General features: G+C 61.5%; 23 protein-coding genes and 1 pseudogene. 15 read left to right on the top strand and 9 right to left on the bottom strand.

Annotated elements, in window-relative coordinates; translation table 11 throughout:
- Window positions 1-3 precede the first annotated feature (3 nt).
- The gene (locus HX866_RS12940) at window positions 4-1,611 is read right to left on the bottom strand and encodes a recombinase family protein (RefSeq protein WP_177139940.1); all 1,608 of its coding nucleotides are present in this window, start codon (window positions 1,609-1,611) and stop codon (window positions 4-6) included.
- A gap of 51 nt (window positions 1,612-1,662) precedes the next feature.
- On the opposite strand from HX866_RS12940, the pseudogene HX866_RS12945 reads away from it, so the two are divergent.
- From HX866_RS12945 to HX866_RS12960, 4 genes and pseudogenes are all read left to right on the top strand, one after another.
- Window positions 1,663-1,929, top strand: a pseudogene (locus tag HX866_RS12945) (LysE family translocator); the annotation flags it as partial.
- Between the two features lie 95 nt (window positions 1,930-2,024).
- Window positions 2,025-2,549 carry a DUF2867 domain-containing protein gene (locus HX866_RS12950; RefSeq protein ID WP_177139941.1) on the top strand — a complete coding sequence of 175 codons (525 nt, stop codon included), beginning with the start codon at window positions 2,025-2,027 and terminating at the stop codon, window positions 2,547-2,549.
- A gap of 164 nt (window positions 2,550-2,713) precedes the next feature.
- Window positions 2,714-3,208, top strand: a complete 495-nt coding sequence (locus HX866_RS12955) for a hypothetical protein (protein ID WP_177092167.1) — start codon at window positions 2,714-2,716, stop codon at window positions 3,206-3,208.
- Window positions 3,209-3,343: 135 nt separating this feature from the next.
- Window positions 3,344-5,236: a HAMP domain-containing methyl-accepting chemotaxis protein gene (locus tag HX866_RS12960; protein WP_177093315.1), complete on the top strand. Its 1,893-nt coding sequence runs from the start codon at window positions 3,344-3,346 to the stop codon at window positions 5,234-5,236.
- Between the two features lie 25 nt (window positions 5,237-5,261).
- On the opposite strand, the gene HX866_RS12965 is transcribed toward HX866_RS12960, so the two are convergent.
- The 3 genes from HX866_RS12965 to HX866_RS12975 form a co-directional block, all read right to left on the bottom strand.
- Window positions 5,262-6,215: a sensor domain-containing diguanylate cyclase gene (locus HX866_RS12965; protein ID WP_177092168.1), complete on the bottom strand. Its 954-nt coding sequence runs from the start codon at window positions 6,213-6,215 to the stop codon at window positions 5,262-5,264.
- 3 nt (window positions 6,216-6,218) lie between these two features.
- Window positions 6,219-7,217: a response regulator gene (locus HX866_RS12970; protein ID WP_177092169.1), complete on the bottom strand. Its 999-nt coding sequence runs from the start codon at window positions 7,215-7,217 to the stop codon at window positions 6,219-6,221.
- 191 nt (window positions 7,218-7,408) lie between these two features.
- On the bottom strand, window positions 7,409-8,383 hold the full coding sequence (locus HX866_RS12975) for a GlxA family transcriptional regulator (RefSeq protein ID WP_177125212.1): 975 nt from the start codon (window positions 8,381-8,383) through the stop codon (window positions 7,409-7,411).
- Window positions 8,384-8,495: 112 nt separating this feature from the next.
- On the opposite strand from HX866_RS12975, the gene inhA reads away from it, so the two are divergent.
- Window positions 8,496-9,185 (top strand): isonitrile hydratase, encoded by a 690-nt coding sequence (inhA, locus tag HX866_RS12980; protein ID WP_177092171.1) that lies wholly within the window; start codon window positions 8,496-8,498, stop codon window positions 9,183-9,185.
- Here inhA and HX866_RS12985 read toward each other — a convergent pair.
- From HX866_RS12985 to HX866_RS12995, 3 genes are read right to left on the bottom strand one after another with little or no spacing between them, the layout of a single operon-like run.
- Window positions 9,182-9,508 carry an AtuA-related protein gene (locus tag HX866_RS12985; RefSeq protein WP_177104891.1) on the bottom strand — a complete coding sequence of 109 codons (327 nt, stop codon included), beginning with the start codon at window positions 9,506-9,508 and terminating at the stop codon, window positions 9,182-9,184. The two genes, inhA and HX866_RS12985, sit on opposite strands and share 4 nt — an antisense overlap.
- Window positions 9,505-10,857 (bottom strand): acyclic terpene utilization AtuA family protein, encoded by a 1,353-nt coding sequence (locus HX866_RS12990; RefSeq protein WP_177139942.1) that lies wholly within the window; start codon window positions 10,855-10,857, stop codon window positions 9,505-9,507. The genes HX866_RS12985 and HX866_RS12990 overlap by 4 nt, the downstream gene beginning before the upstream one ends.
- Window positions 10,858-10,873: 16 nt before the next feature.
- The gene (locus tag HX866_RS12995; RefSeq protein ID WP_177125210.1) at window positions 10,874-12,166 is read right to left on the bottom strand and encodes a CitMHS family transporter; all 1,293 of its coding nucleotides are present in this window, start codon (window positions 12,164-12,166) and stop codon (window positions 10,874-10,876) included.
- 112 nt (window positions 12,167-12,278) lie between these two features.
- On the opposite strand from HX866_RS12995, the gene HX866_RS13000 reads away from it, so the two are divergent.
- Window positions 12,279-13,178 (top strand): LysR family transcriptional regulator, encoded by a 900-nt coding sequence (locus HX866_RS13000; RefSeq protein ID WP_177092175.1) that lies wholly within the window; start codon window positions 12,279-12,281, stop codon window positions 13,176-13,178.
- A 42-nt stretch (window positions 13,179-13,220) separates the two neighbouring features.
- Here the strand turns inward: HX866_RS13000 and HX866_RS13005 are convergent, their stop codons facing one another.
- Entirely contained in the window at window positions 13,221-14,150 is a 930-nt protein-coding gene (locus tag HX866_RS13005) for a LysR family transcriptional regulator (RefSeq protein WP_177092176.1), read from the bottom strand.
- A 111-nt stretch (window positions 14,151-14,261) separates the two neighbouring features.
- Between HX866_RS13005 and HX866_RS13010 the strand changes: the two genes are divergently transcribed.
- From HX866_RS13010 to HX866_RS13030, 5 genes are all read left to right on the top strand, one after another.
- The gene (locus HX866_RS13010) at window positions 14,262-15,347 is read left to right on the top strand and encodes a TauD/TfdA family dioxygenase (RefSeq protein ID WP_177139943.1); all 1,086 of its coding nucleotides are present in this window, start codon (window positions 14,262-14,264) and stop codon (window positions 15,345-15,347) included.
- 4 nt (window positions 15,348-15,351) lie between these two features.
- Window positions 15,352-16,116, top strand: coding sequence for a sulfite exporter TauE/SafE family protein (locus HX866_RS13015; protein ID WP_177092178.1), 765 nt, complete (start codon window positions 15,352-15,354; stop codon window positions 16,114-16,116).
- A 24-nt stretch (window positions 16,117-16,140) separates the two neighbouring features.
- Window positions 16,141-16,620 carry a YbaK/prolyl-tRNA synthetase associated domain-containing protein gene (locus HX866_RS13020; protein WP_177139944.1) on the top strand — a complete coding sequence of 160 codons (480 nt, stop codon included), beginning with the start codon at window positions 16,141-16,143 and terminating at the stop codon, window positions 16,618-16,620.
- A 128-nt stretch (window positions 16,621-16,748) separates the two neighbouring features.
- Window positions 16,749-17,321 carry a GNAT family N-acetyltransferase gene (locus HX866_RS13025; protein ID WP_177140100.1) on the top strand — a complete coding sequence of 191 codons (573 nt, stop codon included), beginning with the start codon at window positions 16,749-16,751 and terminating at the stop codon, window positions 17,319-17,321.
- Window positions 17,322-17,656: 335 nt separating this feature from the next.
- On the top strand, window positions 17,657-18,847 hold the full coding sequence (locus HX866_RS13030) for a DUF2252 family protein (protein ID WP_177139945.1): 1,191 nt from the start codon (window positions 17,657-17,659) through the stop codon (window positions 18,845-18,847).
- A gap of 33 nt (window positions 18,848-18,880) precedes the next feature.
- Here HX866_RS13030 and HX866_RS13035 read toward each other — a convergent pair whose 3' ends face one another.
- Window positions 18,881-19,753 (bottom strand): undecaprenyl-diphosphate phosphatase, encoded by an 873-nt coding sequence (locus tag HX866_RS13035; protein ID WP_177092181.1) that lies wholly within the window; start codon window positions 19,751-19,753, stop codon window positions 18,881-18,883.
- Window positions 19,754-20,683: 930 nt separating this feature from the next.
- Here HX866_RS13035 and HX866_RS13040 point away from each other — a divergent pair.
- From HX866_RS13040 to HX866_RS13055, 4 genes are all read left to right on the top strand, one after another.
- Window positions 20,684-21,007, top strand: a complete 324-nt coding sequence (locus tag HX866_RS13040; RefSeq protein WP_177092182.1) for a YXWGXW repeat-containing protein — start codon at window positions 20,684-20,686, stop codon at window positions 21,005-21,007.
- Window positions 21,008-21,084: 77 nt separating this feature from the next.
- On the top strand, window positions 21,085-21,666 hold the full coding sequence (locus HX866_RS13045) for an RNA polymerase sigma factor (RefSeq protein WP_177092183.1): 582 nt from the start codon (window positions 21,085-21,087) through the stop codon (window positions 21,664-21,666).
- Window positions 21,663-22,097, top strand: a complete 435-nt coding sequence (locus tag HX866_RS13050; RefSeq protein ID WP_177125207.1) for a hypothetical protein — start codon at window positions 21,663-21,665, stop codon at window positions 22,095-22,097. Before HX866_RS13045 ends, HX866_RS13050 begins: the two co-directional genes overlap by 4 nt.
- A complete protein-coding gene (locus HX866_RS13055; protein WP_177092185.1) occupies window positions 22,094-22,573 on the top strand; it encodes a periplasmic heavy metal sensor in 480 nt (159 codons plus the stop codon). The genes HX866_RS13050 and HX866_RS13055 overlap by 4 nt, the downstream gene beginning before the upstream one ends.
- Window positions 22,574-22,578: the final 5 nt, after the last annotated feature.

The raw sequence follows: 22,578 nt of genomic DNA on the forward strand, positions 1-22,578 counted from the left end.
TTGCTAAGGGCGGTCGCTACCGGCCGCCCACTGACCTGTCCGGCGCTCGATCCGCATCCATCGACGCTGACCAGATTTGGCAATGAGCAACACATCGATGTACTTGCGCCCGTCGGGTACAACCCCGCGAATGTAGAGAACGATCCTTTCGAAGGTGTCCATCATCAGTTGGCGCACCATCTCTCGTGGCCCCACCTCTTGAGCATCGACCCCCGCCACCAGGTTGGCCCACACCCTGGCATCTGCTGGCGCCTGACGCGAGGTCGCACTTACCAGTTCGCGTTCAGCTTGCTGGACTGCAACCTTCGCCGCTTGCAGTTGCTCTTCCAGCTCCCGAGCCTTCCTGACAAACACCATCGGCGTAGCGCCATCGCTTTCCCCCGCCAGCAATGCTTCGGTCACACGAGATAACTGGCGATCAAGATCGTCGACCACCTTTCGAGCATTCATCAGATGGACCCGAAGATCCTGACCATCATGCGCGGGCTCCAGTAGGCGCTGGAGATTCATGTGGTCCGAGCAGTACGCCATCAACGCACGTTCAACCGGAGCCACACTGATACTTCCATGCGAACAGCCTTTAGCATTCAAATTCGAAAGGCAGATTAAGCGGCGATTGCAGTCACGCAGCATCCCGTCTGCCTGAATCTTCGCCATTTGATTCACGCCTGTCATACCAGCACCACAATATCCGCAGTAGCTAATTCCAATGCCCGTCACAACACCTGGAATTGCCCCCTTTGGCCGGCGCCTGCTGCGTTGCGTAGTCAATAACTGAAGTTCATCAAACTCAATGTCAGACATCAGCCGTGGATAATAATCAGGCAGCTCAAAGTCTTCACCATCAATTGCAAGTCGTTTGACGCCCTTCAATGCGGGCAACTTGATCAGTCGGTACAGCTGTGCTGCGTTGATGCCGACGGTGTTGAGGTTATAACCACGTTCGATCATGAACCGATAAGCGCGATCAGAACCAAGCCCTTCCTTATATTTTTCGATAGCCAACAAAACAACTTCTACGCGATCCGGTATCAACTCCCAGGCAGAGCCTGTCCACTTGAGCCAATTGGCGTCACCACCATTGCGGATCAACCCTCGATATGTTCCAGCCATCCAACCTTCACACTGCCGGCGAATAGCCGCTTTCACCCTCTTGCTCTTGGTATCGCTTTCTTCATGTGCACGAATCATCACAAGGAGGCTGTACACCAAGTCCATGGGTTGCGCCTTAAGCTTCTCCCTGTTGTACTCTCGCCCATCACTGGCAGTCACCACTGTGATACCAGCATTGATGATCTGCGCCAGTTGCGCCTGAGCCTGAATTGGTTCTGCTCGACTTAGCCGGTCCAGCCCTTCAACGATCAGCACTGAACCAGGTGGTATACGCCCCTCATCAACGGCCAGAAGGAAGACGCCCAGCGCCCCCTGCTTGACGTGCCGCTGATGGAACGCGGACAGCCCTTCGTCCTTAAGCGACAAGCTCTCGTCCAGGGTCAGGCCGCGCTCTGCTGCCCAAACCTTCGCGTACTGGAGCTGGCGGTCGGCGCTGTGCCCAAGAGCCTGTTTCGGATCAGAGAAGCGTGTATAGCTGTAGACTTTTGCCCCATTCATAGGCTTGCGATGGTCCTGGTATGCTCAAAAGACAATAGTATATATTGCCCATCGTCTGGCAATCCAAAAGCCATCCTCATCTTCACTGCTTTCCTCCCCCAGTTCATCGACCCGGCGCAAGGCATCTCAGCCCAGTTCGCCGTGCTGGGCGCCCTGTTCCTGATGCTGGAACTGATCGCCATCAGCGCCTACGCCTACATGGGCGTCCATATGCGTCGCTGGTTCGCCGAACCGAAGGGCAAACGCCTGTTCAATCGCGGTTGTGCGGTACTGCTGTCCGGGGCCGCGTCGGTGCTGCTGATGGCGCGGCGGGCCTGATCTCCTGCCCAGGGACTTGGGAGCTATCAATTTTATGCGTTGGTGGCGGCAAGACGGGGCTTCACGCTGAAATAAACGAACCATAGGCCGCAGACATGTCAACCAAACACCATCACGCAACATCAGTGTCGCTTCCTCCCGAGTCGGCGATTGCCAAAGCCTACGCATCGATGAATCTCGCCGACGCTTACTCGATCGAGCTTCCCACCGGGGCGTCAACCAATCCCGAATTGTTGGCGAGGTTCATCTTCGCTCACCAAGCACCTTGGATCAGCCGCCTCATGGCGGTTCGAGACGCGCTCGTGGCCGGTTTCGGCCTCAAGACAGCCAAGCATCTCGCATCACTGGATGCGGAGAGCGGAGCGGGCCGGCTCGGCATCTTCAAGATCTACAGCACAAGTCCAACTGAAGTGGTTCTTGGAGAAGACGACAAGCACCTGGACTTCAGGCTCTCTGTTCTGTGTTCCGCTCAGTCGTCGCCGGGAGCTAAACGTCAATTGATTCTGTCGACCGTTGTTCACTGCCACAATCGCTTGGGTCGCCTCTATATTTTTCTCATTGCCCCGTTTCATCGCTTAGTCGTTCAGTCCAATCTTCGTAGTGCGGCACGGAGCGGCTGACCATCGGCGACGGAGGCGTAAGCCAAAGTCCAAATCATCATGCGCGGCCAACTGAGGTCTAACCCTTCTCTCACCGAAGACTGCCGCTACGCGGGAGACTGAACATCTAGTGGGGCCATTTGGCCTCTGATACGATCTCCCTCCAAAAACCAGGGAGCAGGGTAATGGCGATCGCGGAATTCCGTTTCGAAACCTATCATTCGTGGGATATGGGGCTCGCATGTGGCGACGATGCCACGCCTTCGGTCAACCCCGCCCCGGCGACAACAGCCTGCATCTACATCATCCATAACACCGGCGAGAACTCGACCTACGTGGGTTATGCCGACAACGCCTTCGACCGATGGAAAACCCGCGCCGAAGTATTCCATATCATGGGAATTCCAAAGGCCTACGCAAAAAATATCTTGTGCGCCTACTGCCTGCCCACTGTCGACAGTGGCAAGTCGATGTTTCTCGCCGGGCAGAACAACTGCGAACATCTGCTGATTCGTGCCGTGGTCAATGGCTTGCTCGGTGTCACGACCAGCACCAATACGCAACTCGGGAAAACCCCCTTTATCAACCCGATCGCCACGATGGTCCGGGTTTATCTACCCACCCAGAAATGGGGAAAACTGGTCGGCAGCCGGCAAATCGCACTGCCTCATCAATACTGAACCTCAACAAACATCCTATTACCTGCATCAAGCTCCGAGCATTACAGCCGACATAAGATGACCACGGGCGCAAACGCCCGCCTATTTGTGGCTTAAAACCAAGGAAGTTGCTCAATGCTTGCACCCATCAACAGGATGCTGGAAAACATCAGCGTCAGGACCAAACTCATCCTTGGATTTGGCGTGGTCATCATGCTGACCCTGTTGATCGCAACCACCGGTTGGTCGGGTATCCAGTCACTGAGCAATCGCAGTGATCGAATCCTCGATATCGCCAAGCTGAACGACCTGGCCAAGGAAGTGCGCATCGGCCGTCTGGCCTACACAATGACCGCCGACCCGCAACATGCCGCCAACGTGGTCAAGCTGCTGGACGCTCTCGACAGCCACCTCGCCTACAGCCGCTCGGTCTTCGTGGCCCCGTCCGATCTGGAGCAGATCGCCTTGGCCAGTGATTCGGTGAAACGCTATCGCACGCACTTCAACGACTTCAGCCAGTTCGTCCAGGCCCGCGATGCAACGCGCGCCGTGTTCGGCAATCATGCCGACGCCGCCGTGGCCGAGCTGCAAAAACTCAAGGACAGCGCCGCCTCGAGTGGCAACCAGCCCCAGGTCGATGCGCTGGTCAACGCGCAGATGCTGGTCCAGCAAGCCCGGTTTCAACTCAGGGGTTACAGCTACAGCCTGAAAGCCGAGCTTGAACAACCGGCCAAGGACGCTATCGACCAGGCCGGCACCTATCTGAAAACCCTCAACGAACTGCTGCCTTCCCAGACCGAAAGCCTGCAGCGCCTGCAACAGGCGATGACCGGCTATCGCGTCACCGTCGGCCAGTTCGCCGAGGCCCAGGGCAAGGCGGAAAAAGTCCAGGCGCAGCTCAATGATGACATCGCCATTCTCTTCGCGGCGAGCAAACAGTTGGCGCAGAACCAGGCTGAACGACGCGTCGCTGACGTCCTGAACGCCCGTAACTGGCTCGCCGGCGCCGTTCTGGCCGCCTTGCTGCTCGGCGTCCTGGCGGCCTGGGTCATCACGCGGCTGATCGTCGGACCGTTGGTGGAAACCCTGGGCCGGGCCGAACGCGTAGCCGCCGGCGACCTGACCGGCGATGTCACGGTGACGCGTCGCGACGAACTCGGTGCACTGCAAGTGAGCATGCAGCGCATGACGCTCAACCTGCGTGAATTGATCGGCGGCCTGCGTGATGGCGTCGTACAGATTGCCAGTGCCGCCGAGGAACTGTCGGCGGTCACCGAGCAGACCAGTGCCGGGGTGAACAACCAGCGACAAGAAACCGACCAGGTCGCCACGGCCATGAACGAAATGGCCGCAACGGTCCAGGAAGTCGCACGCAACGCCGAACAGGCCTCCAATGCCGCCGTCAGCGCCACCCGTGAGGCCCGCGAAGGTGGCGAGGTCCTCAGCCAGGCCATGGGCCAGATCGACAAACTGGCCAACGAGGTCAATCACTCGACCACCGCCATGACTGACCTCAAGCAGGAAAGCGACAAGATCGGCAGCGTCCTCGACGTCATCAAGTCCGTTGCCCAGCAGACCAATCTGCTGGCGTTGAATGCCGCGATCGAAGCGGCGCGTGCCGGCGAAGCCGGGCGTGGCTTCGCCGTGGTCGCCGATGAAGTGCGCAGCCTCGCACAACGCACCCAGACGTCCACCGAGGAAATCGAACAATTGATCAACGGGTTGCACAGCGGTACCGAAAAGGTCGCCAGCAGCCTCGAAAGCAGCCGCACACTGGCTCACAGCAGTGTCGAATTCACTCGCCGGGCCGGCGTTTCGCTGGATGGCATTACCCAGTCGGTACAGGCCATCGAGTCGATGAACCACCAGATCGCCACGGCCGCCGAGCAGCAAAGTGCCGTGGCGGAGGAGATCAATCGAAGCGTGACCAATGTCCGCGAGATCTCCGAACAAACTGCGGCGTCCAGTGAGGAAACCGCGGCGTCCAGCGTCGAACTCGCCCGGCTGGGCGGGCACCTGCAGACGCTGGTAGGAAAATTCCGACTCTGATCATGGCAAGGCGAACCGGTGCGGTTTACTCGTAAACCGTCACCTGGTTACGTCCAGCCTTCTTCGACGCGTACAGCGCCTGGTCCGCCCAGGCGATCAGGTCGGCGTGACTGACCGAAGGCCGGCTCAGGTCCGCCACCCCCAGGCTGATGGTGAAACGGATGCTCTGCCCTTCGTGCACGACTTCCAGCCCTTCGATGGCCTTGCGCAAGCGCTCGGCAAAAAAGCGCCCGCCGGCCTTGTCGGTATCCGACAACACCACGCCAAATTCTTCGCCGCCATAACGCCCGGCCACGTCGCTGTCGCGCACATGCTCGCGGACCATATCGGCAACCCGCTCGATGACCTTGTCCCCGGCCTGGTGTCCATAGGTGTCGTTGACCCGCTTGAAGTGGTCAATGTCGAACATCACCAGACTCGTGGCATTGCCATAGCGCTGGTTACGGGCATAGGCAGCCTTGAGGCTTTCCTCCCAATGCCCACGGTTGTACAGGCCAGTCAGGCGGTCGGTACTGGAGAGTTTCTGCAACTTGGCATTCGCCGCCTGGAGCTGGTGGCGGTTGGTGGCCACGTCGGTGACGTCATAGATCACCAGGCAGATATGGGTAATCGTGCTGTTGGTCGACCGCAACGGCAACAACGTGGTGTTCTGGTACATGAAGTCTTCCTGGCCGGTGATCGGCTGGTAGTTCTTGAACCGCACCAGGTAAGGACGCTGCTCCCAGATGGTGAACGCCGGCGTGCCCAGGGTGGCGACACTCTCCACCTTGCGGCTGAACCATTCACGATCCACTTCAGGAAACAGGCTGAAGAAAGACTGACTGTTGGCGTCCTTGGGCTGTACCCCGGAACGGTTTTCCATGAAGGTGTTCCAGACCTGCACGCAATAGTCGCGGTCCAGCACCACCACGCCGACGTCGATGCTCTGGACAATCGCCAGCAACCAGTGAAACTCGTTCAGATCGAGGGTGTCGTTCATGGCTCAGCTCATCAGGTAAGCGAGTTTGTCGGTCAACCGCTGGATGGAATCTTCCGTGAACAACAACAGCAAGTCGAAATGTATGTCATGCCCTTCCAGGCTGTAGCTGATCTCTACCGCCAGGGTCTTTTTCCAGCGCTGCTGGTTGACCCGGATCAATTCGTCGATGGCCGCGTGCTGCCCGAGAATCTGTGGGTGGCCCTGGGAAAACACCACGTCGATCTGCTCGGCAATACTGCTCAGACATGCACCGATCAGTACGCTGGAGAGGTCGAGCAACATTTCCAGGTCCGAATACTCGGTGCCTTGGCGTTGCATCAACTGCGCCATGTCGGCGACTTCCGAGTCATGGAACATCAGCAAGGCTTCACCGGCGATACCGCTGCCGATAAAACCCTGGCAAATGGCGGTGAGCTGGTTGCCGCTCCCGGCATCCATCAGCGCCATGTGCAACTCGCCCACTTCGAGAATGTTCACGTTCGGCACCGGCAAGTGCACAAACACCCCCAGGACCTTGGCGATCAGCGCGGCCGCACGACCGATGGCGACGTTGACCGTTTCGCGAAAGGCATCACGAAAACTGATTTCCGCGGTCGATTCAGGGCGAACGGCCAACGGCGCCTGACCAGGGGCATTGAGCAGACCCAGGCGGTCGAGGGTCTCGCGTAGCTCGTCCTGGTCGAAGGGCTTCTTCAGGAACGCCAGTGCACCCAGCTCGTGCACCCGGCGGACCGCTTCTTCCTGGACGTCACCAGAGATCACGATCACTTGTGCCTGCAACCCTTCGGCACGGATCGCCGAGAGCACCTGATAACCATCCATTTCCGGCATGGTCAGGTCGAGCAGCACCACCTGCCCCAAACCCTGGCGAATGGCATCCAGCCCCTGACGACCATCGCAGGCCTGGGTGATCGAGACCTGCCAATCCGCCGGCAGCGCCCGTAAAACCTGCTTACGGGCCATGTTGGAGTCGTCACACACAACTAGGGGAATCACTGACACAGACCGGTGCTCATCTTATTGGGGTATCAGGGAAAGCATTAATGGCATGATGCCATAAGTTTTACAAAACATGCTTAACGTACAGGTTTTATTGAGAACTACGTCCGATATTCCAACAGCTTAGGTGCAATCGACATTCAGGGGATGGCTTAGGTCAACGAAATGGATCGACGGCTTACGGCCATCGACCTTTATGGACGCACCGAAAAACGTTCGCGATAAGCCTGCGGCGTGACGCTGATGGCCCGCAGAAAGCTGCGGCGCAGAGTTTCCTCGCTACCGAAACCGCAACGGGTGGCAATCCGTTTGATCGGCAGTGCGGTGTCACCCAGCAGGCGCCGGGCGGTTTCGACACGGATCTGCTCAATGGCCCGGGCCGGCGTCTGTCCGGTTTCGGCGCGATAGTGGCGGACGAAACTGCGCTCGCTCATGCCCGCCTGCTGGGCCAGCACCGCAATCGACAGGTCCTGCGCCAGATGCTCGGCGATCCAGGCCTGCAAATCGCCAAAGCGACTACCCGCTTTCTGCAAGGACAAGGTGGCGCTGAATTGCGACTGCCCACCCGGACGTTTCAGGAACACCACCAAATGCCGCGCCACTTCCAGCGCCACGGGACGCCCCAGGTCCGCCTCCACCAGCGCCAGGGACAAGTCGATACCCGCCGTCACCCCGGCCGAGGTCCAGACCGGACCATCGTTGATAAAGATCGGATTGGGCTCGACCTGCACCCGTGGGTACTGCGCCGCCAGTTGTTCACAGCGGGTCCAGTGGGTCGCCACCCGCCGCCCGTCCAGCCAGCCGCTGGCTGCCAACAGGAAAGCCCCGGTGCAAACCGAGGCGACCCGCCGTGCGCAGCCGGCCTGCTGGCGCACCCAGGCGACCTGCAGCGGGTCCTCGGCTGCCGCGTAGGTGCCCCAGCCACCGGCGATGATCAAGGTATCGCAGGGCATGCCGGCCGCTGGCAACGGCTCCGCCACCAGGGCCAGCCCCGCCGAACTCATCACCGGTTCGCATTGGGCGGCGATCACGCTCACGGCATAGGGCAACGGCAAGCCCTGGGCACGCGCCAGGTCGTTGGCCGAGGCAAACACCTGCAGCGGCCCCGTGACATCGAGCACCTGCACATTGGGAAAAGCCAGGATCCGGATCGTTTTGGGAATGTTCATAGATTTGGCGTGAAACGTGGGCTCAATGGCGGATACGCCAAAGCCTACGAAACTACAGTGGACTCGTCCAGCCTCGCAGGACCTTTTTATTCACTTCCAAGGAGCTATCGCCATGACACTGCATATCGGCTTTCTGTTGTTCCCCAAAGTCCAACAGCTCGACCTCACCGGCCCTTACGAAGTCCTCGCCTCGCTGCCTGACGTCCGGATCCACCTGATCTGGAAGGACCTGGCGCCCGTCACCTCGAGCACCGGCCTGGCCTTTACGCCAACGACCACTTTCGAAGACTGCCCGCCCCTGGACGTGATCTGTATTCCGGGCGGTGCCGGGGTCGGGCCGTTGATGGAAGACGCCGAAACCCTCTCGTTCATCGTCCGTCAGGCCGTCCAGGCGCGTTATGTCACCTCGGTCTGCACCGGCGCCCTGGTGCTGGGCGCCGCCGGACTGCTGCAAGGCCGCAAAGCCACGACCCACTGGGCCTATCACGACCTGTTGGCGCCGCTCGGGGCCATCCCGGTGAAAGAGCGCGTGGTGCGTGACGGCAACCTGTTGACCGGCGGCGGTATCACCGCCGGGATCGATTTTGCCCTGACCCTGGCCGGCGAGCTGGTGGGCGCGCAGGAAGCCCAGGTGATCCAGTTGCAATTCGAATACGCCCCCTTTCCGCCGTTCAACGCCGGCCGCCCGGAGACCGCGCCCGCCGACGTGCTGGCGATTGCCCTGCAACGGGTGGCGGAGTCGCAAAAGCAACGCGGGCTGATCACCGAACGTGTTGCCCAGCGTTTGCAACACGCGGGTTAATCGCGCTCCCACGGCATCCCCAGCAACGCCGAGCCCAGGCTCTTGCCGTGGGCATCCAGCGCCAGGGAGCGGGTCACCCCGCCCCGCAGGATGCCCGGCAAGACGAAATTCAAGGCCCGCACCCCTGGTAACCCATAGCGTCGTACCGGCCCGGCCGTCGGATCGAGCAAAGGTGCAAAGTAGTCCGCCACTCGCTCGGCCGTCAGCCACTCGCATAACCTGGGGTAGTCCTCGGCACGGTAGGCGATCACCGAGATATTCGAAGTGTCGCCTTTGTCGCCCGTGCGCGAATGGGCAAAAGCGCGCAATTCAAGACCGCTCATGACCGATCCTCCAGATGAACCGTTGCCTTCAGATGTTCCCGTGGCAACAGCAGCGATGCCACCGCCACCACCTGCCGTACGCTCTTGCTCGCACCACCACCGCCTGACGGGCCGTTGGTGTACAGGGTTTCCACTTCATTGCCGACGCGCAGCGCATCGGCTCGATCGGCACAACGCGCCGCCACCCGCAAACGTACTTCCCAGGGCTCGCCCTGCCCTCGCGTGCTCAGCGCTTCGCCATAGAGGGCATCGACACCCATCAACTCCGCACGGACTTCCTCGGCCTTTACACCGATGATGTCCAGGCGCCGCAAGACAATCTCCCGCGCCAAACTTGCGCGGGCCAGGGCACCCGGACCGCCATAGGACATTTGCCCCTCACCGATCCAGCCATCCAGATACCCCACCGAGACCTTCAAGGTGTCCGTGCGCCGGTGCCCGTCCGCGCCCCACACGCCGACACGGTTCACGTCTTCCTCGACAAAACCCACCCCCTGGAAGTCCGCGATGACATCCGGCGTCAGGTAGGCCGCCGGGTCATGCACTTCATACAGCAACTGCTCGGTACAGGTGGCAGCGTCCACCCGCCCGCCGCTGCCGGCGACCTTGGTGATGGTCGCCCGCCCCTCGGCATCCACTTCGGCCAGGGGAAAGCCCAGGTGTGCCAGATCCGGCACCTCCTTGACGCCCGGATCGGCAAAGTAACCACCGGTAATCTGCCCCGCACACTCCAGCAGATGACCGATCAAGGTGCCACGGCCCAGGCGCGGCCAATCGTCCGCCGCCCAACCGAACTCGAAACATTGCGGCGCGAGAAACAGCGACGGATCAGCCACCCGGCCAGTGATCACCACATCGGCATCGGCCGCCAGGGCCTGGACGATGCCTTCAGCGCCCAGGTAGGCATTGGCGGAAACCAGCCGGTCGCCCAACTGCTCGACCCGCAAGCCGTTGTCCAGCAAACGGCTCGGCTCGGCATGCAGCACCTCAAGCACATCGTCGCCAGTCACCGCCGCCACCTTGAGCCCTGGCAAACCCAATTCAACGGCGATCCGCCGGACCTCCCGCGCGGCGGCCAGGGGATTGGCCGCGCCCATATTGGTGATGATCCGCAGACGCCGCGCGTTACCGCCGACAAAGGGCAGCACCCGCTCCATCCGCTCCCGCAGCAAGGGGTCATACCCGGCCTCGGGGTCACTGAGCCGAGCCTGTTGCGCCAGGGCGATGGTCCGTTCAGCCAGGCATTCGAACACCAGGTAATCCAGTTCGCCCTTGGCCGCCAGTTCCACCGCCGGTTCAATGCGGTCGCCCGAATAGCCGGCGCCGGAGCCAATACGCAAGGTTTTCATCGCAAGGTCCCTCATTTCAAAAGATGCCCAGGAGCAGCGCCGTCAGGGTCATCAGCACCGAAGCGGCAAGCAGGAAAGGAATGGTGAAACGCTGGTGATCGGCCAGTTCGATCTTGCACAGGCCCACCAGCAAAAAGGTCGCGGGGGTCAGCGGGCTGACCGGGAAGCCGGTGGTGTGCACCCCCAGCAAGGACGCCTGGGCCACCTGCAAGGGCTCCACGCCCAAGGCTTTGCCGACCTCGGCGATCACCGGCATCACCCCGAAATAGAACGAGTCCGGATCGAACAACAGGCTCAGCGGCATCGACAGGAAACCCACCACCGCCGGAATCAACTTGCCATGGCCGGCCGGAATCTGCGCCACCGCCACTTCGGCCATGGCCTTGAGCATGCCGGTGCCCTGCATGATCCCGGTAAAGACCCCGGCCGCCAGGAGGATGCTGGCCATGGTCAAGGCAGTCTTGGCATGGGCATCGATACGGGCGCGCTGGGCGTCGACATTCGGGTAGTTGAGGCACAGTGCGACCACTGTGCCGAGCATGAACATCACCACCGGGTCGACCCAGCCGGCGATCATCACCGCCATCACCAGCACCGTCAGCAGCAGGTTGGCCCAGAACAGCCGTGGACGGCGCAGGGCTTCTTCCTCTGCACTGATCACCCGGCTCGGCACACTGCCCGTGGCCAGACCGGCGCCCAGGCCCAGGCGCCGCTCCTCACGCCGGCCCAACCACCAGGCACAGGCGAAAACAAACAGCAAGCCGACGATCTGCACCGGAATCAATGGCTGGAACAGGTCCGCCACCGGCACGTGCAAGGCCGCCGACGAGCGCAACACCGGACCGGTCCAGGGCAGAAAATTCACCCCGGCGGCCATCGCCGCGACACAGGCCAGGATCCGTCGGTCGATACCCAGCCGCGTATACAGCGGCAACATCGCCGGGATCGTCACCAGGAAGGTCACCGCCCCGGAGCCATCCAGGTGCACCAACAACGCCAGCAGGGCGGTGCCCATGACAATCCGCGTGGGCCGCGTGCCCACCGTGCGCAAGATGCGGTCGATGATCGGGTCAAGCATGCCGGCATCGGTCATCACCCCGAAGAACAGGATGGCGAACACGAACATGCCCACCACCGGGGCGACGTTCTTGATGCCGGTGACGATAAAGGCACTGGTTTGCAGACCGAACCCGCCGAGCAGCGCGGCCAGGATCGGTAAGGCGATCAAGGCGACCAGGGGCGAGAGGCGCTTGCTCATGACAGCCGCAAGCAGACAGACGATGGTGATGACACCCAACGTGGCGAGCATGGAAAGACTCCGGGGCCGCTCAACGGCGGACAGTTATTGTTTTCCCCAGTATTGGAAGGCGGTTAAGCTTTGTAAATTGGAATGTTCACCGCCATGCATTCGGAAAAACAGAATGAAGAACGCCGTCCAACATATTCGCGCCTTCCTCACGGTTGTCCAGACCGGCAGCTTCGCCCGCGCCGCCGTCCTGCTGCACCTTTCGCCCTCGGCGCTGACGGTGCAGGTCCAGCAATTGGAAGAGTGGCTCGGCGTCACCCTGCTGGAGCGCAGCCCCCGTCAGGTCAGCCTGACCGCTGCCGGTCAGCAGGCCCGTGGGCCCATGGAAAAGCTGCTGCTGGACCTGGACAACATCGTCAGCGGTTCCCGCGACCTGGCCAGCCTGCACCGGGGCGTGGTGACCCTGGCCGCCTTGCCGTCGATCTGCTCCGGCGCCCTGCCACCCTTGCTCAAGCAATTTCGTCAGGCCTTTCCCGGTATCGAAATCCGCCTGCGGGACGTGGTCGCCCAGCGCATCGACAGCCTGGTGCGGGAGAATGAAGTGGACTTCGGACTGGGGGTACGGGCCCGGCTCAACCATGGCCTGGACTTTGAAGTGGTGATGGTCGATCGTCTGTGCCTGTTCCTGCCCGATGAACACCCGCTGGCGCGCCAGGCAACGGTCAGCCTGGCGGACCTGAGCGGCCAGCCGATGATCCTGACCGGGCGCGACAGCAGCGTGCGCGAACGGGTCGAGCAACTGTTCGACGAGCAAGGCCTGACGCTGGTGCCGGGGCTGGAAGCCAACTATATGTCCACGGTCCTGGCTCTGGTGCGCCAGGGCCTGGGCATGGCGTTGCTGCCGGAGTCGGCGGATGACGGCCAGAGCGGCCTGCAAAAACGCCCGGTGGCACACCCCGATGTCAGCCGGGAAATCGGCCTGATCCGCCGCAGCGGCCAACCCCTGTCACCCGCCGCGACGCGGTTCGTCGCCTTGATACGGGAACAGTTGGGCCCTGCCCGGCTCCCGGATTGAACCCGTGCTCAACGCCAGGCGCACAAAAGGGCATCTGGCCGCCTAGAAGGTCAGTGAATGCTTGCGATCCAGGCTTTCGCCAAAACCACGGATGACCTCCAGCAGCGACTTGACCCGCAGCGGCAGGCTCCCCGCCGGATAGACCGCATGCATCTGCGGGTTCTCGCCGCTGCTGGAGGTCAGTTTGTACTCGGGGCAGACCCGGACCAGGCGCCCCGCCTCGACCTCGGGTTCTGCCAGCCAGTCCGCCAGGCGGGCAATGCCGACACCCGCCAGGGCCGCATGGAACACCGCCGCACCGGAGCTGAAGCGAAACTTCGGATGCACCCGAAAGCTGATGGCCTGCTCGTCACCGCGAAAATTCCACTCTTTGAGAATTCGCGGCGCCGTATGCAGGATCAACGAATGGGCCTCCAATGCCTCGATGGAATCGGGCATTCCGCGCCGCTCCAGATACCCGGGGCTGGCATACAGGTAACGGGAATAACTCCAGAGCGGAAAGCCGATCAGGTCACTGGATTGCGGAAACGCACCGCGAATCGAAAAGTCCAACTTGCTCTTGGCCGGATCGATGGTTTCATCGGTGAAAATCACATCGACGTTCACGTCCGGATAATGCTCGCAGTATTGCGCGATCAGCCGGGGCAATACCCCGTGCCCGAGAAACTCGGGGGCGGAAAAGCGAATCCAGCCGTGGGCCAGGCCGCTGAGACCGGACAGGTCCTCATCCGCATCACGTTGCAGATCCAGCATTTTGTAAGCATGGGGCAAGAAGCGTTCACCGGCCTCGGTGAGGCTCACGGCATTCGACGAACGATTGAACAGCTTGACCCCGGCGCTTTCCTCGAGGGCCTGCACCGCACGGGTCAAGGAGCTGGGCGAGCGTCCCAGGGTACGGGCCGCGGCGACGAAGCTACGCTTACGTGCCACCGTCGCAAAGGCTTCCAGCTCCCCCAACATATCCAGGGCCATTTGCCCACCTCATTGCATTTTTCACAATGCGGCATTGCAACACAAAAAAGGCCCTTCCGTTAGCCTTCCCGTTCAACCCACAGGGACGTAGGCAAACAGGAGCAAACGGACGTGTCAAAGCTGGATGAAATAGTCGGGAAATCTGCGGCACTTATTGGCGAAGAAATTCGTGAATGGCTGGGGAAAAAATCCGCGACCTCGACCCGCCAAGGGATACCGCAGATTCATCTATCCCTCGACGAGCAGCGCACCCTGCACGCCGGCCTGGCGTCGCTGGCCGTGACCGACAGCGCCTCGGGCATCAGCCACATGCCGGCCCTGGGTCAGTTGCTGGAGAGCACCCTGGGCAACGAGAAGCTCCAGCAACTGCGCGACTTCCCCAAGAGCCGTGAGGTGGCGATGATCGTCAGGGGGCTGCCGGTGGACCTGCAGTTGCCAGCCACGCCCTACGACATGGCGCCGGGGATCGAGCAGCTGCCGGTTATGGCCGGGGCGATCCTGTCCGTGCTGCAAACCCTGCAAACGCGTCCGGTGGCCTACGAAGGCGAAAGCGATGACACCGTGTTCCGCCATGTGTCACCCAAGCAGCAACGCGAGGGCGAAAAAAGCTCCTATGGCTCACGCATGGACCTGGGCATGCATGTCGACAACCCGCACCTGCCCCTGGCCTGCGAACCCGTTGCGCAACTATCGGCCTGCCCGGAGTACTTGTCCCTGACCGGTTTGCGCTGCGAGCTGGACGTGCCGACGCGCATCGTCGCCATTGCCGACGTGTTGGCCATGCTGCCAGCCTCGGTCGAAGAAGAATTATCGCGTCCGCACTTCGCCATTCGCCGACCGGCCTCCTTCGGCAAACAAGGTAATGTGCTGGAAAACGTTCCCCTGCTCTACCGAAATGCCAGCGGTGGCCTGTATTGCCGCTACAACAAGGCCAGTGTCGCCGCGACCTGCGCCAACGCGCAGTTTGCCCTGCAACTGTTCGCGGCGGCGGCCAATCATCCCGATGTCGTGCACCACATTCTGCTGCAACCGGGGGACATGCTGATTTTCAAGAACCAGCAAACCTTGCATGCCCGGGACGGTTTCACCCCCCGCTACGACGGCCGCGACCGCTGGATGCTGCGCGTCTTCGGGGTCAACGATCCGGCACGCGTGGTGCCGCTGGACCCACACCAACCTTTCATCGTCAGAGCCTGATTTCATGGTCGATATTGTCATCCTTTGCGTGTTCGCCTTCTCCGCCGGTCTGATCGATGCGGCAGTGGGCGGCGGCGGACTGATCCAGATACCCGCACTGTTCAACGTGCTGCCCACGGCAGCACCGGCAGCGCTACTGGGTACCAACAAGGTCGCGGCCGCCTGCGGCACCGCATTCGCGGCCCGGTCCTTCGTACGCAAGGTGGTGATCGACTGGAGCCTGGTGGTCCCCGCCGCCTGCGCGGCCTTTGCCATGGCCTTTTTCGGCGCGGCCACGGTATCGGCCGTGCCGCAGTCGGTGATCCGTCCGGCGGTGCTGGTGCTGATCGTACTGATGGCGATCTACACCTTCTGGAAAAAAGACTTCGGCGCCCTGCACAAACCCATGCGCATCGGCACCAAGGAAAAACTGCTGGCGATCGTGATCGGCGGTGCCATCGGTTTCTACGACGGGCTGTTCGGTCCCGGCACCGGCAGTTTCCTGATCTTCCTGTTTATCCGCTGCTTCGCCTTCGACTTCCTGCACGCCTCGGCGTCAGCCAAGGTGGTGAACATTGCGACCAACGTCGCCGCGCTGATGTTCTTCATTCCGACGGGCAACGTGCTCTACCTGATCGCCATCCCCATGGCCGCCTTCAACATCCTCGGCGCACTGACCGGCACCTGGCTGGCAGTGCATAAGGGCGTACCCTTTGTCCGGGCGCTGTTCCTGGTGTTGCTGGTGATCCTGATCAGCAAACTGTCCTATGACCTGATTCTGCAAACCTGACCCTGTCAACCCGAGGAGAGCTCCATGTATCCCATGTTCGATCGCCTGGTGGCGCTGCTGGATGACCGCGCCGCCTCCTACCGGGTGTTGATGCACGATGCCGAGGGCCAATCGGCACGGGTCGCCGAAATCCGTGGCACCGAACCGGGCCAGGGCGCCAAGGCCATGCTTTGTTCCCTCAAGGGGCAGGCCGAACCCTATGCCCTGGTGGTATTGCCGGGGGACCAGAAGCTCGACATGAAAAAAGTCGGTGCCGCCCTGGGCGGAAAAAAAGCCGAACTGGTGAAGCCCGAAACCGCCATGGAACTGACCGGCTGCCGGATCGGCGCCATTGCGCCTTTCGTCTTCGATGAGCGGATTCAATTGATCGTCGACCCGAGCCTGACCAGCCGCTACCGCGAAATTGCCTTCAATGCCGGCCGGCTGGACGCCTCGATGGTGCTCGATACCCAGGATTACCTGGCCATTGCCCAGCCTCGGTTACTGGACGTCAGCCTGGCCTGAGGGAAGCACGCCGGCATTGGCCTGACGGTTTTAACCTTGAATGGCTCTTGCAAAGCCGATCCCGGCTACTTTGTAATGCTCGCTGAACACTGCACTGCGAGCCCTGCCCCGTGAAAAACCTGCAATTGCTGCAATCCCTTGAAGGCGAGCGGTTGCTGCTGCGCCCCCTTCAGCCCGACGATGCCGACGCCCTGGTGGCGGCCGCCCGGGATGGCGAACTGTGGAACCTGCCCTTCACCGTGGTGCCGGGACCCAATACGGTCGAGTCCTATCTGCGCAACGCCCTCACCGGCCGGGAAGCCGGAACGGTGATGCCGTTTGCCATCGTGATCAAGGCCAGCGGCGAAGTCATCGGCTCCACGCGGTTCTGGAAGATCGATCGCCAGTACCGCAAGCTGGAAATCGGCAGCACCTGGATCTCGACCCGCTGGCAAAAAAGCTTCGTCAACACCGAGGCCAAGTACCTGATGCTGCGCCATGCCTTCGAGGTGCTCGATTGCGTGCGCGTGCAATTCACCACTGACGAGATCAATGAAAAATCCCGGGCGGCGATTTTGCGCCTGGGTGCTCAGCAGGAGGGGATCGTGCGCAACGAAAGAATCATGCCGGACGGGCGCAAGCGCAACTCCGTACGCTTCAGCATCATTGACGAAGAGTGGCCCGAGGTTCGTCAGGGACTGGAAAACAACCTGCATCGATAGCACCTGGAAGGCTTCCCAGGCCGCCAAAAGCAATCATGAAAAAATATTCAGGGGCAGCCGGGAAAAGGTTCATTTATTCACCTTTAAACCATTGAAAATAATAGGTTTTAATTAAAAACGAATAAAACTTCTTTCACTGTGAGCATGGCGTTGGCTGGTTATATTTCTACCTGCTTCTTTGGTGAAACCTCTTCTTGGCCCGCGCTCTGTGCGGGCCTTTTTTTTGCCTGAAAAACGCGAAAAACCACTGGGACAGGGATCGAACGTGTCAACGCAGCGGTCTAGGCTCTATACGAGATGAGCATCGCCTTCTCACCAGAATGAAGAGCCCGCCCTTGAAACCACCACGCCCTGCCGCACGTAACCCCCTCCTGTCCAACCTGCGCAATGAGAAAATGGCCCGTTCGGCTCACGCCTATGTGCGCGGCAGTACGGTGCAGTTCTATGAGTGGTTGCACAGCCAGCGCGGCAGGCGCCTGCCCCAAGGCCCCAACGTGTGGATCTGCGGCGACTGTCATGCCGGCAACCTGGGCCCCACCGGGGACCGTCACGGTGGCATCGATATCCATATTCGCGACCTCGACCAGACGGTGATCGGCAACCCCGTCCATGACCTGGTGCGCCTCGGCCTGTCCCTGGCCACCGCCGCACGCGGTTCGGACCTGCCCGGCGTGACCACCGCGCGCATGCTCGAAGAGATGATGCTGGGCTATGAACAGGCCCTGCTGGATGAGACCGACCATACGCCCGAGCGACCGTCGCAGGTCAAGGCCGGCCTGCGGGACGCGGTCAAGCGTACCTGGAAGAACCTGGCCCGGGAGCGTATGGAGAACACCAAGCTGACCCTGCCGATAGGGCGGCATTTCTGGCCCATGGCCCGTGACGAGAAAACCGCGATCAAGGCCTTGTGCGCCAGCGAGCAGATCCAGGCCCTGGTGACTTCGCTCAAAGGCCGCCCCAATGACGCCAGTGTCGAATTGCTCGACTGTGCCTACTGGGTCAAGGGTTGCAGCTCGCTGGGGTTGTTGCGCTACGCCGTCCTGCTGGGTGTCGGCGGGCATGACGAGCAGGATTATTGCCTGATCGACGTCAAGGAAGCCGTCGCCGCCGCGGCCCCACGCGGCGCCCATGTACACATGCCGCGGGACAACGCGCAACGGGTGGTCGAAGGCGCCCGGCATCTGTCTCCGGGCCTGGGAGAGCGGATGATCGCCACACGTTTTCTCGACCACGGGGTGTTCATCCGGGAGCTGCTGCCCCAGGATCTCAAGCTGGAACTGGACACCCTCAATGAAACCGACGCCAAGCACGCGGCAGGTTATCTGGCTCGGGTGATCGGTATTGCCCATGCCCGGCAGATGGATGAAGCCACGCGTAAAAGCTGGCGGGCGGAGCTGCAGCTCAATCGCTCGAAAACCCTCGATGCGCCGTCCTGGTTATGGACCAGCGTCGTACAGCTGGTGGGCAGCCATGAGCAGGGGTATCTGGAACATTGCCGACGTTATGCACTGGCAACGGCAAAATAAGCGTAGCCCGCAGGCTACGCTCGGGCTTGTCGATTACGACAGGAAGCCGGTGCTGACCCCAACCAGCAGGAAAATCCCCAGGGCCGCGCGATAGATCACGAACGGCCAGGTGGAGAAGCGTTCCAGGAAGCGCATCAGGCCCCAGATCGCGCAGAACGCCGAGATGCTCGCCACCACCAAGCCGAACAACAGATGGCTCCAGGCCTCTGCCGGGATCTGCGCATGGTGCAGCACCAGCAATTCCTTGAGCCCGGCCAGCGCGATCGCCGGCAAGCCCAGCAGGAAGGAGAACCGGGCGGCCTCTTCACGCTTGAAGTTGAGGAACAGCGCCGCGGTCAGTGTCGAGCCGGAACGGGAAACACCCGGAATCAGGGCACCGACCTGGGCAATACCGACGATCAGTGCATCGCGCAGACGCATCTGGCCCACCACCCGCTGATGGCGGGCACTGAACTCGGACACCGCCATCAACACCGCCATCACCAGGCAGGAAATGCCGATCACCGTCAGCCCGCGCAGGGGCGAGTCGCAGGCGTTGAGGGTCGAAGACAAGGCCAGGCCGGCGATCCCGATGGGGATGGTCGCCAGGATGATCGCCACCGCCAACTTGAACCACGGGCTGTTGTAGTCGCCCTGGCGCACGGCGCCGATGCTACCGCCCACGACATCGCGCACATCGCGCCAGAAATAACTGACCACCGCCGCCAGCGCAGCCAGTTGCATCGCGGCCGAAAAAGCCGAGCCCGGATCCTGCCAGCCCAGTACCGCCGGCACGACACGCATATGCGCCGTGGAAGAGATAGGCAGCAGCTCGGTGATGCCCTGGATGATACCCAGAATGCCGATTTGCAGATAATTCAGCGAAGCGAAGCCAATATCGAGGCCGCTGGAGCAGACGTTAGACAAAATAATTTCCCGGAATAAGGCTAATTTCCCACCGCTCTCCAAGAGGCGCGGCGCAGACCTGTGAAGCTTAGACAGCGACGGGAATGATGGGCCTGTTTTTTATGATTTTCCAGTCTCAGCAAAGCGCAAAACACAAGCTGGGAATTACTTCATTTTATGACAAGGCAATTCTGGCGCATAAACAGGTGCCAATCCGCCTCTGTAGACACCGTCTTGCCTGCCAACGCGCAACGATGATCGACGCGGTCCCTGTAGGAGCGAGCTTGCTCGCGATGAGGCCCGTGAGTCTTGTGGTGTGCTTGCTGATGCCATCGCCGGCAAGCCGGCTCCTACAGGACCGCGTATCACCACAAAAGTATCCTGTTGCCCCGGCCCCCTGTGGGAGCTGGCTTGCCAGCGATGGGGCCCTTGAGCCTTGCGGTGTGCTTGCTGGCGCCATCGCCAGCAAGCCGGCTCCTACAGGGTGAGTGGCGTTTTCGAGCGTGTGTCTCTTAACCGTTTGCCACGGAATTCACAGCCGTCGCAGGCGCCGCGTCCCCGTAATAGCGCCAGCAGCAATGATCCCGATGGCCCGGCAAGATCACACAACCGCTCAGACTCAGCAGCAACACAGCTGCACCCAGCAGCGAAAGACGACGTGACATGATGGTTTCCTCAAGGGATTCAGTGAACGAAACCGCTCAATGCACAGGGCCAAGGCACCTGCCGATTGCGGCGGTTACCGGTTGAACGTAACAACGCCGACCAATCCGTCGCTGCCCCTCGAATATTTTTCATCAAGTGCCCGGCCTCCCTGCGTAATACTGGCCTCGCGCCTTATTCAGAATGTATCAATAAAAAAATGTTTTTTTCTCGCGACGGATTTCCCCCACACCTATCGTTCAACCCATCAGCAGCGTTCACTTTCGTACGCAGCCTGAAGGAGTTGTCATGAGATCTACACGACCCCTGGCCAAATTGCGCCATGCCCTCCTGCTGATCCCGCTGGCATTCGCCGCGCTGACCAGCATGCCGACCTTCGCCCAGACCGAAGTCATCATCCGCGAAGCGCCACCGCCCATGCGTGTCGAAGCCATTCCCGTGGAACGTCCAGGTTACGCCTGGGACCGTGGCCACTGGCGCTGGGAAGGCCGGGGTTACGCCTGGATACCGGGCCACTGGCAGCCGGTCATGCGCAATGCGCGCTGGGAACCGGGCCACTGGGAGTCCCACGGTCCTAACTGGCGCTGGACCGAAGGGCGCTGGATGCACTGATCCCCTGGCCGGGCGGCGTTTTGGCAGCGCCCGGCCTTGTCATTCCCGAACCCATCACCGGACCGAGACTTGCCCGATTGAAAGAAACTGATCCGGACGTTGAGCTGCTGGCCCGTATTGGCAACAAGGAGCCTGCCGCCGTCAACGAGATGGTGTCGCGCAAACTGCCCCGTTTGCTCGCGCTCGCCAGCCGGATACTGGGCGATGCCGACGAGGCCAAGGATGTGGCGCAAGAAAGCTTCCTGCGTATCTGGAAGCAAGCAGCGAGCTGGCGCAGTGGCGAAGCGCGTTTTGACACCTGGCTGCATCGGGTGGTGCTGAACCTCTGTCACGACCGCCTGCGCAAGCGCAAGGAGCGCCCGCTGGAGGACGACGAGCCCGGCAACGAGCCGATCGACAGCGCACTACGCCCCGATGAGCAGTTGGAGGCGACGGCGCGCAATGAGCAAATGGCGGCCGCGCTGGCCGCGTTGCCTGATCGTCAGCGCGAAGCCATCGTGCTGCAGTACTACCAGGAGCTGTCGAACATCGAAGCGGCGGCGCTGATGAACATCAGCGTCGATGCACTGGAAAGCCTGCTGTCGCGGGCCAGGCGCAACCTGCGCAGCGCTCTTGCCGAAACCCACGGTCAAGACAGCCTAGGAAGGGGAAAACGATGACGCCCGAACGATTTGCTTACCTGGCGGACGCCTACGGCGCGGACCTGCAACGCTGGCCGGTGGCCGAACGCGTCGACGCCCGGACCTTGCTCGAACGTGGCGATGCGACGTCACTCCTGGTGCTGCAACAGGCTCGACAGCTCGACAGCCTGCTCGACAGCTATCAACTGGCGACCCCCGACCCGGCACTGGCCCGACGGATCGTCGCTTCGGCGCCCCCGGCCAGGCCGACGTCGTTCTGGAGCCGTTATGCCGACTGGCTGTCGCGGGTCGGCTTCGTCGGCGTGGGCCTGGCGGGCATTGCCACCGGGATGCTGGTGGCCTCGCTGAGCCTGCCGTTGCCCAGCGCATCCGAAGCGCTGCCGAGCATCTTCGACCAGGGCGATGCCGACATCGTCTTCACCGTAAACGCCGAGGAAAGCGAGCAATGAGTCAACCGTCCAAGACCATCAAGAACTTCCTCCTGATGTCGTTGATGCTCAATGTCTTCCTGATCTGTGGCATCGGCGGTGGCGTCTACCACTGGCTGGTCAAGACCAAACCGGCCATGGCCGCCGTCAACCAGCACGGCTTGCGCCAGGCCATGGTGCAGTTGCCGGAGGCGCGCCAGCATGAGTTGCGCCAACTGCTGCGACGCAATCGGGCCGACAGCCAGCCGTTGATCATGGCGGGACGCCAGGCGCGTCAGGATGTGATCAAGCAGCTTGAAGCACCGACGCTGGACCGACCGGCCTTGCTGACGGACCTGGGCAAGGCTCGCGAGGCGGATGTCGCACTCCGTTCGCTGGTGGACAACACCCTGGCGGAGTTCGCCGGCACCCTGCCCCAGGAGGAACGTCGCAAGCTGGTCGACTCGCTGTATTTCCGCGGGCAGGGCAAGGGCAAGGCGATGCAGAAAAACCTGTAGCCGCG

The organism is Pseudomonas gingeri (assembly GCF_013386165.1).
Taxonomy (GTDB): Bacteria; Pseudomonadota; Gammaproteobacteria; order Pseudomonadales; family Pseudomonadaceae; genus Aquipseudomonas; species Aquipseudomonas gingeri_C.

Bases quoted from the DNA above. Each gene is read 5' to 3' on its own strand.
- HX866_RS12940 (WP_177139940.1), bottom strand. From the start codon at position 1,611: ATGAATGGGGCAAAAGTCTACAGCTATACACGCTTCTCTGATCCGAAA.
- HX866_RS12950 (WP_177139941.1), top strand. From the start codon at position 2,025: ATGTCAACCAAACACCATCACGCAACATCAGTGTCGCTTCCTCCCGAG.
- HX866_RS12955 (WP_177092167.1), top strand. From the start codon at position 2,714: ATGGCGATCGCGGAATTCCGTTTCGAAACCTATCATTCGTGGGATATG.
- HX866_RS12960 (WP_177093315.1), top strand. From the start codon at position 3,344: ATGCTGGAAAACATCAGCGTCAGGACCAAACTCATCCTTGGATTTGGC.
- HX866_RS12965 (WP_177092168.1), bottom strand. From the start codon at position 6,215: ATGAACGACACCCTCGATCTGAACGAGTTTCACTGGTTGCTGGCGATT.
- HX866_RS12975 (WP_177125212.1), bottom strand. From the start codon at position 8,383: ATGAACATTCCCAAAACGATCCGGATCCTGGCTTTTCCCAATGTGCAG.
- inhA (WP_177092171.1), top strand. From the start codon at position 8,496: ATGACACTGCATATCGGCTTTCTGTTGTTCCCCAAAGTCCAACAGCTC.
- HX866_RS12985 (WP_177104891.1), bottom strand. From the start codon at position 9,508: ATGAGCGGTCTTGAATTGCGCGCTTTTGCCCATTCGCGCACGGGCGAC.
- HX866_RS12990 (WP_177139942.1), bottom strand. From the start codon at position 10,857: ATGAAAACCTTGCGTATTGGCTCCGGCGCCGGCTATTCGGGCGACCGC.
- HX866_RS12995 (WP_177125210.1), bottom strand. From the start codon at position 12,166: ATGCTCGCCACGTTGGGTGTCATCACCATCGTCTGTCTGCTTGCGGCT.
- HX866_RS13000 (WP_177092175.1), top strand. From the start codon at position 12,279: ATGAAGAACGCCGTCCAACATATTCGCGCCTTCCTCACGGTTGTCCAG.
- HX866_RS13005 (WP_177092176.1), bottom strand. From the start codon at position 14,150: ATGGCCCTGGATATGTTGGGGGAGCTGGAAGCCTTTGCGACGGTGGCA.
- HX866_RS13015 (WP_177092178.1), top strand. From the start codon at position 15,352: ATGGTCGATATTGTCATCCTTTGCGTGTTCGCCTTCTCCGCCGGTCTG.
- HX866_RS13020 (WP_177139944.1), top strand. From the start codon at position 16,141: ATGTATCCCATGTTCGATCGCCTGGTGGCGCTGCTGGATGACCGCGCC.
- HX866_RS13040 (WP_177092182.1), top strand. From the start codon at position 20,684: ATGAGATCTACACGACCCCTGGCCAAATTGCGCCATGCCCTCCTGCTG.
- HX866_RS13050 (WP_177125207.1), top strand. From the start codon at position 21,663: ATGACGCCCGAACGATTTGCTTACCTGGCGGACGCCTACGGCGCGGAC.
- HX866_RS13055 (WP_177092185.1), top strand. From the start codon at position 22,094: ATGAGTCAACCGTCCAAGACCATCAAGAACTTCCTCCTGATGTCGTTG.